13 protein-coding genes are annotated in these 17346 nt (G+C 72.1%); 8 read left to right on the top strand and 5 right to left on the bottom strand.

Annotated features, from left to right (window positions below):
* Window positions 1-56: 56 nt before the first annotated feature.
* Window positions 57-1040 (bottom strand): BtrH N-terminal domain-containing protein, encoded by a 984-nt coding sequence (locus NLX83_RS28410; protein WP_254238270.1) that lies wholly within the window; start codon window positions 1038-1040, stop codon window positions 57-59.
* Between the two features lie 335 nt (window positions 1041-1375).
* On the opposite strand from NLX83_RS28410, the gene NLX83_RS28405 reads away from it, so the two are divergent.
* From NLX83_RS28405 to NLX83_RS28395, 3 genes are all read left to right on the top strand, one after another.
* On the top strand, window positions 1376-4507 hold the full coding sequence (locus NLX83_RS28405; protein WP_254238269.1) for an NACHT domain-containing protein: 3132 nt from the start codon (window positions 1376-1378) through the stop codon (window positions 4505-4507).
* A 236-nt stretch (window positions 4508-4743) separates the two neighbouring features.
* A complete protein-coding gene (locus NLX83_RS28400) occupies window positions 4744-5328 on the top strand; it encodes a hypothetical protein (RefSeq protein WP_254238268.1) in 585 nt (194 codons plus the stop codon).
* Window positions 5329-5460: 132 nt separating this feature from the next.
* A complete protein-coding gene (locus tag NLX83_RS28395; protein WP_308209394.1) occupies window positions 5461-6861 on the top strand; it encodes a DNA polymerase Y family protein in 1401 nt (466 codons plus the stop codon).
* On the opposite strand, the gene NLX83_RS28390 is transcribed toward NLX83_RS28395, so the two are convergent.
* Both NLX83_RS28390 and NLX83_RS28385 read right to left on the bottom strand, forming a co-directional pair.
* The gene (locus tag NLX83_RS28390) at window positions 6852-8132 is read right to left on the bottom strand and encodes an APC family permease (RefSeq protein ID WP_254238267.1); all 1281 of its coding nucleotides are present in this window, start codon (window positions 8130-8132) and stop codon (window positions 6852-6854) included. The genes NLX83_RS28395 and NLX83_RS28390 overlap by 10 nt on opposite strands.
* A 30-nt stretch (window positions 8133-8162) precedes the next feature.
* A complete protein-coding gene (locus NLX83_RS28385; RefSeq protein WP_254238266.1) occupies window positions 8163-8879 on the bottom strand; it encodes a helix-turn-helix transcriptional regulator in 717 nt (238 codons plus the stop codon).
* Window positions 8880-8897: 18 nt separating this feature from the next.
* On the opposite strand from NLX83_RS28385, the gene NLX83_RS28380 reads away from it, so the two are divergent.
* The 4 genes from NLX83_RS28380 to NLX83_RS28365 all read left to right on the top strand — a co-directional run bounded on the left by NLX83_RS28380 (window position 8898) and on the right by NLX83_RS28365 (window position 14878).
* Window positions 8898-9287 (top strand): hypothetical protein, encoded by a 390-nt coding sequence (locus NLX83_RS28380; protein ID WP_254238265.1) that lies wholly within the window; start codon window positions 8898-8900, stop codon window positions 9285-9287.
* A gap of 724 nt (window positions 9288-10011) precedes the next feature.
* A complete protein-coding gene (locus NLX83_RS28375; RefSeq protein ID WP_254238264.1) occupies window positions 10012-10173 on the top strand; it encodes a hypothetical protein in 162 nt (53 codons plus the stop codon).
* Between the two features lie 74 nt (window positions 10174-10247).
* Window positions 10248-13529, top strand: a complete 3282-nt coding sequence (locus NLX83_RS28370; RefSeq protein WP_254238263.1) for an error-prone DNA polymerase — start codon at window positions 10248-10250, stop codon at window positions 13527-13529.
* Between the two features lie 140 nt (window positions 13530-13669).
* A complete protein-coding gene (locus tag NLX83_RS28365; RefSeq protein ID WP_254238262.1) occupies window positions 13670-14878 on the top strand; it encodes an RNA polymerase sigma factor in 1209 nt (402 codons plus the stop codon).
* Between the two features lie 23 nt (window positions 14879-14901).
* Here the strand turns inward: NLX83_RS28365 and NLX83_RS28360 are convergent, their stop codons facing one another.
* Window positions 14902-15261 carry a YciI family protein gene (locus tag NLX83_RS28360; protein ID WP_254238261.1) on the bottom strand — a complete coding sequence of 120 codons (360 nt, stop codon included), beginning with the start codon at window positions 15259-15261 and terminating at the stop codon, window positions 14902-14904.
* Between the two features lie 228 nt (window positions 15262-15489).
* Between NLX83_RS28360 and NLX83_RS28355 the strand changes: the two genes are divergently transcribed.
* Window positions 15490-15909 (top strand): hypothetical protein, encoded by a 420-nt coding sequence (locus NLX83_RS28355; RefSeq protein ID WP_254238260.1) that lies wholly within the window; start codon window positions 15490-15492, stop codon window positions 15907-15909.
* A 206-nt stretch (window positions 15910-16115) separates the two neighbouring features.
* On the opposite strand, the gene NLX83_RS28350 is transcribed toward NLX83_RS28355, so the two are convergent.
* Window positions 16116-17318, bottom strand: a complete 1203-nt coding sequence (locus NLX83_RS28350; RefSeq protein WP_254238259.1) for an MFS transporter — start codon at window positions 17316-17318, stop codon at window positions 16116-16118.
* Window positions 17319-17346 lie beyond the last annotated feature (28 nt).

The raw sequence follows: 17346 nt of genomic DNA, 5'->3' as shown, positions 1-17346 counted from the left end.
TGCATGGGCAGAGTTTACTTGGTGGGCGGAGTGCGGGCGGACTTGCAGGGCAAGGCTTAGAGGCGGCTCAGCGCCTGCATGGCCTCGCGCTCGATTCGCGAGAGGTCATCGAGGACGGTGCCCGCCTGCGCGAGGCACTGCGCATCGCCTGACTCACCGGCTTTCGTGATCAGTACCGCGACTTCCGTCCACAGCGCGGCCGCCTCGGTGTACAGCCGGTGGCCGGTGCGCAGGTGGTCGCTGTCGACCAGGTCAGCGCATTCGGCGAGGAAATCGCGGTAGAGGTTGCGGAACAGGGCCCCGCCGGTGCCCGCCTTCTCCATCAAGAGGGCGGCCTGCGGCAGGTCCCGACGCGGGTCGTCCGCGCGCTGGAGCCAAGTGCGCACCTGCTTGCCGGTCTTCTCGATGCCACGGTGGCCCAGGTTGGCGATGGGTGGGTTGAGGAAAGCGTCGGCGCACGCGGTGATGGCGGGAATGATCTGGCTCCGCGTGGGCGAAGCGGCCTTCGCAACGGTGACGGTGAAGGACCGGTTCCTGGCGGTCATCGGCCCCCGCGCGGCCCTCGCCAGCGCGAGGCCGCTCAGGCTGGTGGACACCGCTCCGCCCTGCTGGTCGGTGTCCACCAGGTAGGCGTCACGGTCGTCATAGCCGTACATGGCCACGAAATGACCGCCGAAACGCACCTTCGACGTGAAGTAGTCCAGGTGGTAGCTGTCGAGCTGCAACCCGACGGGCCGACCGGCGTCGATGGGGGCCGCCACGTTCTCCCACGCCTTGCGGGCCGAGGCGGTCTCCTCCACCTGGAGCTCCAGCCCGAGGCAGGCGGCCGCGTTCCTGGTGAGCTCGAACGGCTTGACCCGTCCCCCGAGGAAGGGGAAACCCATGTTCTTGCTGTCCCAGTAGACGAAGGACAGGCCGGAGCCGAGGCCGAAGAGCATCGGCTCGGACAGGTCGAGTCCTTGGTGCCGCAGCAGCACTCCCAGGGCCGTCGTCTCGCAGTGCCGCAGACCGCGGGTGTCGATGTCCATCACGCCCGCCATGGTGGACTCTCCCCCGGTGGGAGAGTCAACACCGAACCCTCCACAGTGGACGACCCAGCCCGCCCCAAACATCCCCACCGCAGCCCAAAATCCCGTTTCGTACTCAAAACGGGTTATTGGAGCGCTCTTTTTCCCGTTATGAGTACGAAACGGGGTTCTCTAGACGGCACCCGCCGGGGATGGGGTGAGCGGACGGGTGGAGTGCATGGGGAGAGTTTACTTGGTGGGCGGAGTGCGGGCGGGGGTTTCAGGGCTGGGACGACGGCCGCGGGCTGTTCTCGGATGATCATGTGCGGTGTAATGGTCGGAACCGGTGGACCGAGGTGGCTGAACCCATGCGAATACCGCCGAGACTCCTGGGCGCGACACTGATCACCTCCGGGATCACCACCCTGGTGGCGATCTCGGTCAACGTGATGACCAGCGAGACGGTTCCCCCGCCCTTCGACGTGATCAAGCCGTTCGCCATCTGGGTGACGGTCGGGCTGTGGCTGGTCTCCGCGCTGCTGCTGGTCGCGCAGGACCTCCCCCGCCTGCGGGCCGAGCGGCTGACCGCGGCGCTGGACGAACCGAACCGGGTGAACCAGGCGATCGAGATGGTGCGCGGCAGGTCGGCGATCGACTTCCGGGCGCGGCTGCACGGCAGCAGGCTGTTCCCCGAGCTGCGCCTGCCCCAGTTCTGGCGGTCGGCCGGTGCTTCGAGGCCGGGGACCTGGCTGGCCACCTCGCCCTCCGGCGCGACGCGCGAGCGGGACTACGTCCACGCGTTCGAGGCGGTGCCCTCGGGCAGGCTGGTCGTCTGCGGCACGGCCGGGTCCGGCAAGACGGACTGGCTGCTCACCTACGCCCTCGGCGCCCTCGACTCCGGCGGGCCGGTGCCACTGGTGCTCGACCTGAGCCAGTGGTCACGCGGTGTGTCCTTCGCCGAGTGGGCGAGTCGGCAGGTCGGCAGGGTGTTCCCCGAACTCGACGTGACGACTGGATCGGACCCGTTGGGCATGCGCCTGATCGTGGCGTTGCTGCGGTCGAACCGGTTCGTGCTGCTGCTGGACGGCTTCGACGAGGTGGCGCCGGAGCGGCGGAGCGGGCTGCTCGGGGAACTGAACTCCGGGCTGTGGCTCAAGCAGGCCGTCATCATGACCAGCAGGACCGACGCGTACCCGGATCACGGGCTGCGCGACGCCGCGGTCATCACGCTCGAACCGCTGACCCCGGACGCGATCGGCGCCTGGCTGGACACCGTGTTCCCGTCCGCGGCGGACAAGCAGCGATGGCATCCCGTCCGCGTTGCCCTGCGCGACGCGGACGGCCCGGTCGCCACGTCGCTGAGCACCCCGCTGATGGCCACCCTCGCGGCCAAGGTGTTCGAAGCCCCGGCCAGCCGCCCCGCGGAGCTGGCCGACCCCCTTCGGCACCCGACCGCGGAGTCGATCACCAGCCGTCTGCTCAGTGGTCTGGTGCCCGCCGCGTACCAGCGACCCGGCGACCGTCCGAAGTGGACAGACGTGCAGGCGGCGGGCTGGCTGGAGTTCCTGGCCACGCACACCGGACGCGACGGCGTCGCCTGGTGGCGGTTGTTCCAGCTGGTGCCGCGGTGGCGCTTCGCCGTCACGTTCGGCCTCCTCGTCGGCCTGGTCGCCGCCGTGGTCGCCGACTACCTCTCCTGGGCTTTTCTCGGGCCGCTGCCGCCCGATCCCCCGGAGTACACCACCGGGGACTTCTTCCAGCAGCCACTGCTGATCCTCCAGTCCTGGTTCGAGAACTCGGTGCGCGCGCTCAACGGGATCCAGGCTCCGTCCGCGGCCGAGACGGCGGTGACGATCGGATCGGCTCTGGGCGCGGTGACGGCGGGCTGGCTGGCCGGGGCGCTGCTCGGGCCTCGGGACCGCGTCGCCTGGGGATCGGGCGCGGTCAAGCGCTCGCGCAAGGACATCGCCCGTGACGTCTGCTCCGGCACCCTGCTCTCGGCCGCCGCGGGTGGTGCGCTCGGCGCGCTCAGCGCGGCGGTCGCCAGTTCCGTGTTCCCCTTCGGGGACGGCTCCAGCGCGCTGTTCTGGCTCGCCCTGGGAATCGGCGCCAAGGCCGGTGCGGTCACCGGAGCGATCACCGGCCTGTACTCCGGCGGGGGCGGGGAGCCGCCCCTGCCCTGGTACCACCTCAGCCCGGTCGCGCCGGGGGCGCTGCGGCTCGCCTTCCCGCCCCTCCGGCGGGTGATCGGCCTCGTCCTGGGCGGAGCCCTGGCGGGCGGCATGCTCGCCTTGACCTTCGAGCGCGCACCCGGACAGGCCGCCCTGGGCGGCGCGGCCATCGGGCTCGCCCTGGTCATCTGGTACGTCGCCGACGAGGCCACCGAGCACCACGGTCCGGGCCCTGCCGACGAATGGCGGGCGACCGGCTCCGAGCGCCCGGTGAACCTGCTGCGCGACGATCTGCGCGCCTCGATCGTGCGGGTGCTCGCCGCCGCGGTCCTGGGCGTGCCGTTGCTGGCTCCCCAGATCGCGCCGATCCATCCGGACATCGCGCGCGGCCTGTTCGCGCTGTGGCTGTTCGTCGCCGTGCTCCGGGAACTGGCCTTGCGATCGTGGAGCTGGTGGCTGGTCGCGACGGCGGTGCTGGCGCTGCGCAAGCGGCTGCCCTTGGCGCTGCTGCGGTTCCTGGACGACGCACGGGAGCGCCACGTGCTCCGGCTCGAAGGCGGCCTGTACCACTTCCGGCACGGCGAACTCGCGGACTGGCTGTCCAGGACCGCACCGGCACCCGCCCCCCGGCCGGAACCACCCGAGGAGCCGAGTGGCCGTGACGCCTGGGAATCGTCCGAAGTGGACGGTGACCCGGAACCGACCACCGGGGGCAAAGGGGAACTCGCCCGGCTGAAACGCCTTCTGCGGGACCAGCTCACCCGCCTCGGCCCGAGCCACCGCGATGTCGTCGTCACCCGCCTGCGGCTGGCCCACCTGCTGACCGGCAAGCGCGCACTCGGCCACATTGACGCGATTCTCGCCGCCCGCCCGGAGCGGTTGCCGCGCGAGGATCCCCTGCTCGTGCGAACCCACCTGCGCGCGGCCGAACTCCACGAGCGCGGCGATCACGTGGCGGCGCTGCACCACGCCGCCATGGCCGAGGCAGGTCTGCCACCGGGCGACCCCCGAGCCGCGGAGGCCAAGGGGCGGCAGGTGTGGAGCAATCTCGGCGCGATCACCGACTTCGCGCCCTGGGATCGACAACTGGCCGAGCTGGCCGAACTCCACGACCGGGCGCGGACCGAGCTCGGCGCCGACGACCCGGTCACCGTGTACGTCCGCGCCAAACTGGCCGTGGCCTGTGGCAGGGCGAGCCGGTGGGCGGAGGCGGAAGAGCACTTGCTGGCGGTCACCGAGTGGGCGGCCGAGCACTTGCCGCCGGGAGACCGCGAAGCGGCCCGCTACCGCAAACTCCTGAGCAGGGCCCGGCGCCGCCGCCGCTTCTGAGATCCGGCCGGGAGCGCGGTCCACTGTGTCCACTGTGGACACAGTCACGGGGTGACCGGTCGGTAACCGCTGGTCACGACAGTCCACTTCGGCCTGCCCTGACTTGACTTGCCGTACCGGCAAGGGGTTGACTCGCGGCACAAGTCGAACACATGTTCGAGCGTCCGCCGTCCTTCCCCGTGGCGGGTGTGCTCGTGAATTTCGCGCGCCCACGCACACGGAGGAGGTCGACGGCGGTGTCCCTGGCCAGGGTCAGCACCTTCTCCGGTGAGGAGTTCGCCGGACGCACGCTCCCGGTACGGCCGGAGCTGCGGGAAGTGTTGCCGTGGCCGGGGTTGCGGCGCGGCGCCACGGTGGCGCTGCGCGGATCGACCTCGCTGCTGTTGGCGATACTGGCCTCGGCCACCGCCGAGGGCTCCTGGGCCGCGGTCGTCGGGTTGCCGGGCTTGAGCGTGCTGGCCGCCGCCGAGGCCGGGGTCGCGGTGGAGCGCATGGCGTTGGTGCCACGCCCGGGAACCCAGCTCGGCGAGGTGGTCGCCGCGCTCGCCGACGGACTGGACCTGGTGGCCTTCGCGGGCACCACCATGATCGGCGCCGCCCAGACGCGCAAGCTCGCCGCACGGGTCCGCCAGCGCGGAACGGTGCTGCTTCCCCTGGGGCCCTGGCCTTCCGCGGACGTCGAGCTCCGCTGCGCGAACGCCCGCTGGTACGGAGCGGGCACCGGGGACGGGCACCTCACCCACCGCGAGGTCGAGGTCCACGCCACCGGCCGGGGCGCCGCCGCACGACCTCGCTCGGTCCAGCTGTGCCTGCCCGGCTGATCGTGGTCTGGTGCCCGGACTGGCCGGTGATCGCCGCCGCCACCACGGCCGGGCTGTCCGCGGACGTCCCGCTCGCGGTGGTCGCGGCGAACCAGGGTCCTGGCCTGCTCCGCCACCGCCCGCGCGGCCGGGGTGCGGCGGGGGCAGCGGCGCAGGCAGGCCCAGCGGGCGTGCCCGGCCCTGGAGCTGGTCGCCGACGACCCGGACCGGGACGCGCGGGTGTTCGAGCCGGTCACGGCCGCGGTGGAGGGGCTGACGCCGGGCGTCGAGGTGGTCCGCGCCGGGGTGGTCGCCGTTCCCGCGCGCGGGCCGAGCCGGTACTTCGGCGGCGAGGAGGCGGTGGCCGAACTGCTGGTCGACCGGGTCGCCGAAGCCGGGGTGGAGTGCCAGGTCGGCGTCGCGGACGGGCTCTTCACGGCGACGCTGGCCGCGCGCAGGGGGCTCGTCGTGCCGCCGGAGGGCGGCCCCGGGTTCCTCGCGCCGCTGGGCATCGGCGAGCTGGACCAGCCCGCCGAGCGCCTCGCCGGACGCGCCGAACTGGTGGATCTGTTGCGGCGCTTGGGTTTGCGCACGCTCGGCGAGTTCGCGGAGCTACCGGCGGCCGATGTGCTCAACCGCTTCGGCACGGCGGGGGCGCTCGCCCACCGGCTCGCCGCGGGACTGGAGGAACGCGCGCCGTCGCGGCGCAGACCGCCGCCGGACCTGACCGTCGAGGAGGAGTTCGACCCGCCCGTGACCCGGGTGGACTCCGCCGCCTTCGCCGCCAAGGCGATCGGGGAACGGCTGCACGCCGAGCTGGCCCGGCGGGGGCTGGCCTGCGTCCGGCTGGGCATCCGCGCGCGCACCGAGGGCGGTACCGAGCTGGAGCGGGTGTGGCGGTGCGCGGAGCCGTTGACCGCCGAGGGCGTCCGCGACCGGGTGCGCTGGCAGCTGGACGGGTGGCTGCGCGTGGCGGGCGATGGCGGGCTGGACGGCGGGATCGCCGAGCTGGTCCTCGATCCCCGCGAGGTCATCGGCGCCGACGCATTGCAGCTGGACCTGCTCAGCGGGGAGGCGGAGACCTCGGCGGGTGAACGCGCGGGGCGGGCGCTGGTGCGGGTGCAGGGGCTGCTCGGCCCGGAGTCGGTGTGGCGCGGGGTGATCGGCGGCGGACGCGGTCCCGGTGAGCGGGTGCGGCTGGTGCCCTGGGGTGATCCGCCCACCCCGGAGCGGCCCGCCGAACGGCCGTGGCCCGGCGCGGTGCCCTCGCCCACTCCCGAGCGCTTCGCCACCGGCCCGGTCCCGGTGGCGGTGCTGGACGAGAGCGGCGCGGAGGTGGGTGTCGACGAGCGGGACGAGCTGACCGCGACCCCACACTCCGTAGTGGCCGGGAAGGGCTCACCACGGCGGATTCTGGGCTGGGCCGGGCCGTGGACCGCGGCGCCGCTGGTCCGGCTCCAGGTGGTGCTGGAGCCGAACAGCGAGATGGGCGAGCGGGCGCTGCTGCTGGCCGGGGACGGCTCCGCGTGGTGGGTCGAGGGGATCTACGAATGACGCAGCGCCCGGCCGACCGACAGCACCAGGCCGACCGCGAGGATCAGCAGGCCGCGCACCCACACCTCGCCCTCCACCTGCGAAGCCAGCAGCACGCAGGAACCCACGCCCAGCACCGGGATCACCGCCGGGATGCGGAAGTGCTCGTGGTCGACCTCGTCGCGCCGCAGCACCAGGACCGCGACATTCACCGCGAGGAACACCACCAGCAGCAACAACACCAGCGTCGACGCCAGCGACGCCACGTCGCCGGTCAACGCGAGCAGCAACGACATCACCGCGGTCACCGCGATGGCCACCCAGGGGGTCCGCCGCACGGGAAGGACCCGGCCCAGCACCGCGGGCAGCAGGCCGTCCTTGGCCATGCCGTAAGCCAGCCGCGAGGACATGATCCCGGTCAGCAGCGCCCCGTTGGCCACCGCGACCAGGGCCACCAGCCCGAACACCCACGTCGGCACGCCACCGGCGGCGCGGACCACCTCCAGCAGCGGACCGCTGGACTCCGCCAGCACCTCGGTCGGCACCACCGCGGCCGCCACCGACGAGACCGCCAAGTGGATCACCCCGGCGAAGGCGAGCGCCCCGAACAGGGCGCGCGGGTAGGACCGGCGCGGGTCCACGGTCTCCTCGGCGACGTTGACCGAGGTCTCGAAGCCGACGAAGGAGTAGTACGCGAGCACCGCCCCGACCAGCACCGCCGACATCGGGCCGTGCTCCGCCGTGCCCAGCTGCGCGAGCCGCCCGAGGTCCGCGTCGCCCCTGGCGATCACCACGATCCCGAGCACGATCACCAGGACGAGCCCGCCGACCTCGATCAGCGTCGCGATCATGTTGGCGCGCAAGGAATCCTTGATCCCCCTGGCGTTGAGCAGGGCGAGCGCGGCCAGGAACACGGCGGCCACCAGCACGGTGGGCAGCGTGACGAACTGGCCCAGGTAGTCCCCGGCGAACCCGAGCGCGAGCGCGGCCACCGACACCACCCCGGCGGCGAGCATGCAGAAACCCACCACGAACCCGGCGAACGGCCCGAACGCGCGCTGCGCGTAGTGCGCCGACCCACCGGCGCGCGGGTACTTCGTCGCCAGCTCCACATAGGACCCCGCGGTCAGCATCGCCAGGACCAGCGCGGCCAGCAGCGGCGCCCACACCGCGCCGCCCGCCAGACCGGCCACCTTGCCGACCAGCACGTAGACGCCCGCGCCGAGGATGTCCCCCAGGATGAACAGGAACAGCAACGGCGTTGTCACGGACCGCTTCAGCTCAGGCGCCATGCAGCGCAGGGTAGTCCCGCACCCCCTCGGTTAAACCATGGTGATGATCTGTGTTCCGGAAGCCAGGAAAACACTCGCGGTCAGCCCGAACATAGCGCGGAAGGCGTCGCTGAAATGTCCTGGTGAGGCGAACCCGGCCGCGACGGCGGCCGTGGTGAGGTTGTCCCCCGCGCTCACCGCCTCGGCGACGCGCGCCATCCGCGCCCACAACCGGTACCGCCGGAAGCTCGTCGCCATCTGCGCCGAGAACAGGTGCAGGAACCGCGATGTGGACAGGTTCACCGCGGCGGCGATGTCAGCGGCGCTCGCATTGCGGTCGTGCAGGAGGAGAACGGCCTTGGCGATGCGCTCGTCGACCTCCCCGGGCTCCGAGCCGAGGAGGTCCCGCAACGCCTTGTGCGGATCACGGGCGAGCTGATCTTCGTCACGGTGTCCGAAGTCGACGGACGTGTGCCGCTCGGTCATGGCGGAGCGCAGTTCCCCGAGCCGATCCAGGTAGCAGAACAGCATCCTGCCGTCTCCGGCGATGACGTGGTGCGGGGTGCGCGCGGTGATCAGCGCGCTGCGCACACGGCGTTCCCCGGTGTCCGCGGACCGCAGGACGAACGGCGCGTCCACACCGAGCGCGAAGCAGTGCACGGAGCCGGAATGGGTGTCCAGCCGGAACGACGGCCCCAGGTAGGCCGCCCGCCCCGGCCGCAACCACAGCGTCGGACAGCACGTTTCCGGAAGCGCGGCGGTGTCCACGCCACAGATGATCGCAGAATGCGACGTGAACGGATCGGCCAGGCGCTGCTCATCGTGGCCGCGCTCATCAACATCGCGCCCTCCCTCGGCGCGATCTCCCTGGACCTGGCGCGGTCCACCTACGGCGTCGAGATCGCCGGAGCCGATATGGAGACGCTGTTCCGGCACCGGGCGATCCTGCTCGGCATCGTCGGGACCACCCTGGCCGTCGCCGCGTTCCGGCCCCGCCTGCGCGCGGCGGCGATCACCATGAACGCGGTGAGCTTCGGCTCGTTTGTCCTCTGTGGACTGATCGGCGGGCCGGTGAACCCCGAGCTGACCAGGGTGGCCTGGATCGACGTCGTCGGTCTCGGAGTGCTAGCAGCCTTTGCCGCCACGAAGACCCAGCGAGTCGTGCACGATTCCTAGGTGCGGGAAGCGCGGTCGCTCGTCGAAGTTCTGCGCGGACCCCTTGGCGAGGTACTCGGGAAGCGTTGCGGCGTAACGGCCATAGGCCCTCTCTTGGTCGATGCGGACGCCGCGGTAGGCCCCACCGCTCCGGTGCCGTGGGATCGAGCATGGCCTCCCAGTACCCCAGCATGAGGACGTCCTCGCCCAGCGCCGCCGTGGTCCGCTGGCCGATGCCGATGCCGGTCGCACAAGGTCAGCAGAAGCCTGCCGTCGTTGGCGCGCAAGAAGTTCGGCTGCCGGAAGCGATGCAGTCGATGTCGAGCCGGTGCTTTCCAGGGTGACGGGCTTGGCGTCGTCGTAGAACCCGATTAACGGGCTCAGCTACGAGAATCACCGGTCCAGCTCCGAGTCAGGGCGACGACCGCGGCTGCGGCCACGAGACGTCTCAGCACCGCACAGAGCCCAAGCCCTTCTTCAAGTCCCTCGCACTCCGCACACCAAGTAAACTGTGCCCATGCACTCCACGCGCCCGCACACCCCATCCCCCGCGCGCGCCGTCTAGAGAACCCCGTTTCGTACTCATAACGGGAAAAAGAGCGCTCCAAAAACCCGTTTTGAGTACGAAACGGGATTTTGGGCTGCGCTGGGGATGTTTGGGGAGAGTGCGGGGGGTGGGCGGACGGTCGTCGGGGTCGCTTGCAGGGCGCAGGCTAGATGCCCTTGGGGCAATGAATGGCGGGGTTTGGCACGCGAGATCGCGATCGGCACCGTCGACCCCGCGCGTTCGGTGGCCGCGCAACGCGCTTATGTGGCGGCGTTCTTCGACCTTCACCTGCGCGGCAAGAACACCGGCCTGCTGGACGGCTCGTCCCCGCTGTTCCCCGAGCTGACGTTCGTGCCCTGAGATCAACTTGACTGCTCGGCGGCGAGGAGCTTCACTCCGAATCGAACACATGTTCGATCCCCTGTGGAGGTGCCGTGGGCTTCACCAATCCCGCCATCCCCTGGCGCGCGCTGGAGCGCCTGCTCTCCGGGCACCCCACCGACCCGCGCCGGGCCGCCGAGCCACCTTCCCGCCCTCCGGCGCGACGGCCGGAAACCGTTGTGCCGTACGCGGAACTGCACTGCCATTCCAGCTACAGCTTCCTCGACGGCGTCTCCGATCCGGAGGACCTGGTCGAGGAGGCGGTGCGCCTGGGCATCGAGGCGCTGGCGATCACCGACCACGACGGTTTCCCCGGCGCCGCGCGGCTGGCCGGGGCGGCCCGCGGGACCGGGTTGCGGACCGTCTACGGCTCCGAGCTGAGCCTCGACCTGCACGAGGCCGGTCCCGGGGTGCCCGACCCCGGCGGACGGCACCTGCTCGTCCTGGCGCGCGGGGCGGAGGGGTACCGGCGGCTGGCCGGGGCGGTCACGGCGGCCCACCTCCGCGATGCCGGGAACAACCTGAAAACCGAAGGGGAGAAAGGAAAACCGACCTATCGCCTGGAGGAGCTGGCGGCGTCGGGCCGCGGTGAGTGGCTGGTGCTCACCGGCTGCCGCAAGGGCGCGGTGCGGGCGGCGCTGGCGGAGGAGGGGGCCGACGGGGCGGCGCGGGAGCTGGACCGGTTGATCGCGCTGTTCGGGCGGGACAACGTCGCGGTGGAGCTGATCGACCACTCGCAGCCGGTGGACAGCACGGTCAACGACGTGCTCGCCGACCTCGCCGAGCGGTTCCGGCTGCCCGTGGTGGCCACCAACAACGTGCACTACGCGACGCCCGCCCAGGGCAGGCTGGCGGCCACCGTCGCGGCGATCCGGGCGCGGCTCCCGCTGGAGGAGATGGACGGCTGGCTGCCCGCGGCGCCCATGGCCTACCTGCGCTCCGGGGCGGAGATGGCCAGGCGGTTCGCCCGCCACCCCGGCGCGGTCGGCACCGCGGCGGCCCTCGGCCGGGAATGCGCCTTCGACCTCAAGCTGGTCGCACCCGAACTGCCGCCGTACCCGGTTCCTTTGGGCCACAACGAGGACAGCTACCTCCGCGAGCTCGTCCACCTCGGCGCCACCACCGCCTACGGGACGTTCACCGAGGCCCCGCACGCCCACGCGCAGCTGGAGCGGGAACTGGCCGTGATCTCCGCCAAGGACCTCGCGGGCTACTTCCTGGTGGTGCACCGCGTCGTGGAGTTCTGCCGCCGGGAGGACATCTTCTGCCAGGGCCGGGGCTCCGCGGCCAACTCGGCGGTGTGCTACGCCCTCGGTGTCACCAAGGTCGACCCGGTGCGGTGGGAGCTGCTGTTCGAACGGTTCCTCTCCACGGCGCGGGACGGCCCGCCCGACATCGACCTGGACATCGAGTCCGACCGGCGCGAGGAGGTCATCCAGCACGTCTACGGCACCTACGGCCGCGAGCACGCCGCCCAGGTCGCCAACGTGATCACCTACCGGGCCCGCTCGGCGATCCGGGACGTCGCCAAGGCCCTGGGCCACTCCCCCGGTCAGGCCGACGCGTGGAGCAAGAAGGCCGACCGGTTCGCCCCGAGCGCGGGCGAGGCCGACGAGGAGATCCCCGACCTGGTCCGCGAGCTGGCCGCCGAGCTCCAGGGGCGGCCCCGGCACCTGGGCATCCACTCCGGCGGCATGATCCTCACCGGCACCCCGATCGGCGAGGTCTGCCCGGTGGAGTGGGCCAGGATGCCCGGCCGCACGGTCGTGCAGTGGGACAAGGACGACTGCGCCGCCATGGACCTGGTCAAGTTCGACCTGCTCGGCCTCGGCATGCTCTCCGCGCTGCACTACGCCGTGGACCTGATCGCCGAGCACCACGGCGTCGAGGTCGACCTGGCGCGGCTGGACCTGGCCGACCCCGAGGTCTACGACATGCTCTGCCGCGCAGACACCATCGGCGTGTTCCAGGTGGAGAGCCGGGCGCAGATGGCCACCCTGCCCCGGCTCCGGCCGAGGGAGTTCCACGATCTCGTGGTGGAGGTCGCGCTGATCCGGCCCGGCCCGATCCAGGGCGGCTCGGTGCACCCCTACCTCCGCCGCCGCCGGGGCGAGGAGGACCCGGACCCGCTGCACGAGTCCATGCGCGGGGCGCTGCGCAGGACCTACGGCGTGCCGCTGTTCCAGGAACAGCTCATGCAGGTGGCCATCGACGTCGCGGGCTTCACCGCCACCGAGGCCGACGAGCTGCGCCAGGCCATCGGCTCGAAGCGCTCCTACGCCAGGGTCGAGGCGATGCGCGCCCGGTTCCAGGAGGGCGCCGCGGCCCGGCACGGGATCGGCACGAAGCTGGCGAACCGGATCTACGCGCAGATCGTGGCCTTCGCGGGCTACGGGTTCCCGGAGTCGCACTCGATCTCCTTCGCGCACCTGGTCTACGCCAGCGCGTGGATCAAGCACTACTACCCCGCCGCGTTCTGCGCCGCGCTGCTGCGCGCCCAGCCGATGGGCTTCTACTCACCGCAGTCCCTGGTGGCCGACGCCCGCAGGCACGGGGTGGTGGCGCGGCGCCCGGAGATCAACGCGAGCCTGGCGCACGCCACCCTGGAACCCCTCGGCCCCGACGACCCCACCCCGGCGGTGCGGCTCGGCCTCGCCTCGGTCCGCACCATCGGCCAGGACCTCGCCGAGGCCGTCGTCGCCGAACGCGCGGCGCACGGGCCGTTCACCGACATGGTCGACCTGGCCGAGCGCGTCCGGCTCAGCACCGCCCAGGTGGAGGCCCTGGCCACCGGGGGCGCGTTCGCCTGCTTCGGCATCGGCCGCCGGGAGGCGCTCTGGGCCGCGGGGGTGGTCGCGGCGCGGCGACCGTCCCACCTGCCGGGGACGACCGTCGGGACCGCGGCCCCGCAGGCGCTGCCCGGCATGACCGAGTTCGAGGAGACCGTCTCCGACGTGTGGGCGACCGGGGTCTCGCCGGGGCGCTACCCGGTGGAGTTCGTCCGCGCCCACCTCGACCGGCTCGGCGCGCTGCCCGCCGCCAAACTGTCCACAGTGGACAACGGGACGCGGGTGCTCGTCGGCGGCGCGGTCACCCACCGGCAGCGGCCGCAGACCGCGGGCGGGGTGGTCTTCCTCAACGTGGAGGACGAGACCGGGATGGCCAACGTGGTGTGCACCAAGGGGATCATCGCCCGCTACCGCAAAGCCATGACCGCGCGGGCGCTCCTGGTGCGCGGCGTGGTGCAGCAGGTGGACGGCGCGGCCACCCTCACCGCGGACCGCCTCCAGCCCCTCGCCCTCGCGGGCCTCGGCGAGTCCCGTGACTACCGCTGATGTCGCAATCTCACGAACGATGCGGCAGCTGTTCGAACGTGATTTTCGCTCGCCTCATCGCTTTGCGTCCTTGGCGATGATCTCTGTGACACGACGGGGCAGGAGATGTCCCGGTCCCGCGGGTGTTGCACGATGGTGCGGTGAACGACGTGGCCGAACTGGTCGACCGGATCTGGCGGACCGACGCGGCCGGCATGCTGGGCGCGCTCAGCCGGCGGCTCGGTGACTTCGACCGGGCGGAGGAGGCGCTGTCGGACGCGCTGACCGAGGCGCTCAAGCGCTGGCCCGACGAGGGTGTGCCGGACAGCCCCACCGGGTGGCTGGTCACCACGGGCTGGCGCAAGGCGCTGGACCGGCTGCGCCGCGACGCCGTCGGCCGGGAGAAGGCGGCCCGGGTGGCCGCGGAACCACCGCCGGAACCGTGCGCGGACGACCGGCTGGCCATGATTTTCGCGTGCTGCCACCCGGACCTCGCCGAGCCGACCCAGGTCGCGCTCACGCTGTACGCCGCCGGCGGTCTGAGTACGGCCGAGATCGCCGCCGCGTTCCTGGTGCCGCTGCCGACGATGGCGCAGCGGCTGTCTCGGGCCAAGCGCCAGTTGCGGGAGCGCGGCATCGGGTTCGAGCCGCCGCAGCCGCACGAGTACGCCGATCGGTTGCCCGCCGTGCTCGCGGTGATCTACCTGGTGTTCAACGAGGGCTATCTGTCCAGTGGCCGGTCGGCCCAGCGGCGAGAGCTGGCCCGCGAGGGGGTCGAGCTGGCGCGCCAACTCGCCGCGCTGCTGCCTCGCGAGCCGGAGGTCGCCGGCCTTGCCGCGTTGCTGGAGCTGCATCACGCCCGCGCCGCCGCGCGGTTCGACTCGTGGGGCCGCATCGTGCTGCTCGACCAGCAGGACCGGCGGCTGTGGGACGCGGCGGCGATCGAACGTGCGGCGCTGCGGCTGCGGGCGGCGGTGCGCCTGGGCCGGCCCGGGCCGTACCAGGCGCGGGCCGGCATCGCCGCGCTGCACGCGCTGGCCGCCTCTTACGAGGACACCAACTGGGCCGACGTCCGAGCGCTCTACGACCGGCTGTACCCGCTGGACCCGTCGCCAGTGGTGCTGCTGAACCGGGCGGTGGCCACGCGGTTCGCGGTAGGCCCGGCCCCAGCGCTGGACGAGGTCGACGCGCTCGGGGACCGGCTGGCCGGTTACCACCTGTGGCACGCCGCCCGGGCCGACCTGCTGACCACCCTCGACCGGACCGCCGAGGCCCTGGCGGCGGCGGAACGGGCCCTGGAACTGGCCACGAACCCGGCCGAGCGCGAGCTGATGTCGCGCCGGGTGGGTGAGCTGAGGCGCCGACGGTGAGGCCGGCGCCCCGGCGCCGCCCCTTACTCGCGGCTCATCACCGGACGGACCTCCACCGCGCTCACCCCCGGGGCGAGCGGCCAGGTGGCCGCGATCCGCACGGCCTCGTCGATGTCGTCGCACTCCAGCACGAGGACCGAGCCGACGACCTCCTTGAGCTCCAGGTACGGCCCGTCGGTGATCACCGGTTCGCCGTTCGCGCCGGCGCGCACCGTCCTGGCCGTGTCCCGGGGCTGCAGCTCGATGCCGCCTTCGGTGACCTTGCCGGTCGGCTGCCACCGCTCGAACCACGCGTAGACCTGCTTCATCACGTCCTCCTCGTCAGCCGGGGACAACGCGGCCCACTGGCGGTCGTCGCCGCAGATCAGCATCGCGTACTTCATGGTTGCTCCTCATGGTTGGAAGGGTTGTGTCGTCCGGGTGACGAACGGGCGGCACCGGTTCTCGACAACTTCCACCGAGTTTCTTGCCGAAGTTTCGGCGGCCGAGGTGTCGGCCCGGAGGACCCCGATCGCGTGATCGTCCGCGGCTCACCGACGACGGCCCGTTGTCGTACTCCGGCCTGACCGAACGGCAGACCATGAATTCGGCGGGCTGTATACCGTGTGCGCATGCCTGGCGATGACAGTGTGTTCGTGGAGGGGGACGATCCGCTTGTCAACGGGATGTCCCTGTCCTTGCGGCTGCGACGCGACTTCACCGTGACCGATGCCGACGGTCTCCTGGCGGCCGCCCGACGCATCTACCGCCAACTCAATCCGAACACGAGCGCCGCCGAGGCCGCCGGGATGGTGACCTGCGCCGCGGACGCGTTGTACGTCATCCTCGAGGATGCCGGCCTGCTCGGCGACACAACCGAGAACCGGCTTTCCGATCACGCCGCCAACGGGCTGGCGGTCGGTGGGTGGCGCGCGGAGGTCGTGATCAACGAACCGGCTCCCTTGGCGCCCGGCCCCCGGAGCAACTGCCTTCGTGACGACGTCTTCACGCTTCCGCCCCACAGTCCGGGACCACGAGCGCCGAAGACATGAGCCGCGCACAGCCGGTCATCACCGGAGCCCTCCTGCGCGGCTTCATCCCGCAATGACCACATGTGGCCATTGCGCCGCATAAGAATTGTTTCCACCACGTCGCGCATTTCAGTGACACCGCTCCGGCGCACGACAAACACATACTGGAGATCGAAATGCCGACGAAAGGAGGAAAGCATGCGCGACCGCGAATACTGAGCGCACGATCACTGAGGCGGCGCGGCCGTGATCGCCTTGACCGTCCACGCGATCGCGGCCGCTGCGCCGACAGCGCCGAGCACGCCCACCGCCGAGGCTGCGGAACCGAGGGCGTCGGCGAGGACCCCCACGGCCAGCACGGACACCCCCTGGCCCGCGCGCAACGAGGTCCGGGTCCAGCCGATCGCCCGCGCCTGCCGATCCGGCTCGGCCACGCGCAGCACCAGGGTCCGCACGGTCGGCAGGTAGGCCGCGCCGACGCCGCCGATCAGCAGCACCACCGCCATCAGCACCGGGCCGGGGTGGAAGGCGAACAGCGCCAGCGGTGCCAGCGACAGCACCAGCATCGGCCCCACCAGCCACACCCGGGTGTCCTCGCCCCGGACGCGCTCCAGCAGCGCCACCCCCAGCAGGAACCCGACCACGTCGGCGGCCATCAGCACGCCGACGGACCAGGACGGCGCACCGGACTCGGCGACCAGCGGCACCATGATCGACTCAGGTGCCACGGCCAGCGCCCCGATGAACATGAGGCTGTTCAGGCGGCGCAGCCTCGGCGTCCGCCACACCTCCCGCCAGCCCGACCACGACTGCCCGGCCTGGGCTCGCGGCGGGGACGCGGGTGGCGGGAAACGATCGACGAGGGCGGCCGTCAGCACCGCGACGACCAGGAACGACCCGGCGTTGAGCAGCAGGGCCCACACCGGCCCGGCCAGGCTGACGACCACGGCCGCGACACCGAACCCGGCGAGCTGCCCGATCTCGCGGGCGATGCTGATCCGCCCCTGCGCGACCGCCCGCCGCTCCTCCGGCACTGCCTGGTCCACGACGACCGCCTGAGCCGCCCGGAACGGCGCCGTCGCGGCCGCGATCACCACGACGAGGGCGGCGATACCGGCGACCCCGAGCCCCGGCAGGGCCATGGCCGCGGCCGCCGCGGCCTGGATCACCGCGCAGACCACCATGACGCCGCGCCTCGGGTAGCGGTCGGCCAGCGGCGACAGCACGGGACCGGCGACGAGCGCGGGGAGGTAGGTGCCCGCGAAGGCCACAGCCGCTGCCGCCGCCGATCCCGTCCGCTCGTAGACCAGCGTCGCCACCCCGATCTTGGCGAGCTGGTCGCCCACCGTCGAGACGACCTCACAGGTGGCCAGAGCTCGGAACTGCCGCCCGAGCCGCGGCCGGACCCGGGCACGTTGAAGCACCACCACGAAAACTCCCGGCAACTCTTCACGCCTT

Origin of the sequence: Allokutzneria sp. A3M-2-11 16, assembly GCF_024213555.1 — a bacterium.
Taxonomy (GTDB): domain Bacteria; phylum Actinomycetota; class Actinomycetes; order Mycobacteriales; family Pseudonocardiaceae; genus Allokutzneria.
Note: the sequence above shows the minus strand (reverse complement) of the source record. Positions and strands in the feature narration are given on the sequence as shown.

What these genes read in the sequence shown, in the direction of transcription:
- NLX83_RS28380 (WP_254238265.1), top strand. Translation starts at nt 8,898, where the DNA reads ATGCGACGTGAACGGATCGGCCAGGCGCTGCTCATCGTGGCCGCGCTC.
- NLX83_RS28355 (WP_254238260.1), top strand. Translation starts at nt 15,490, where the DNA reads ATGCCTGGCGATGACAGTGTGTTCGTGGAGGGGGACGATCCGCTTGTC.
- NLX83_RS28405 (WP_254238269.1), top strand. Translation starts at nt 1,376, where the DNA reads ATGCGAATACCGCCGAGACTCCTGGGCGCGACACTGATCACCTCCGGG.
- NLX83_RS28410 (WP_254238270.1), bottom strand. Translation starts at nt 1,040, where the DNA reads ATGGCGGGCGTGATGGACATCGACACCCGCGGTCTGCGGCACTGCGAG.
- NLX83_RS28360 (WP_254238261.1), bottom strand. Translation starts at nt 15,261, where the DNA reads ATGAAGTACGCGATGCTGATCTGCGGCGACGACCGCCAGTGGGCCGCG.
- NLX83_RS28390 (WP_254238267.1), bottom strand. Translation starts at nt 8,132, where the DNA reads ATGGCGCCTGAGCTGAAGCGGTCCGTGACAACGCCGTTGCTGTTCCTG.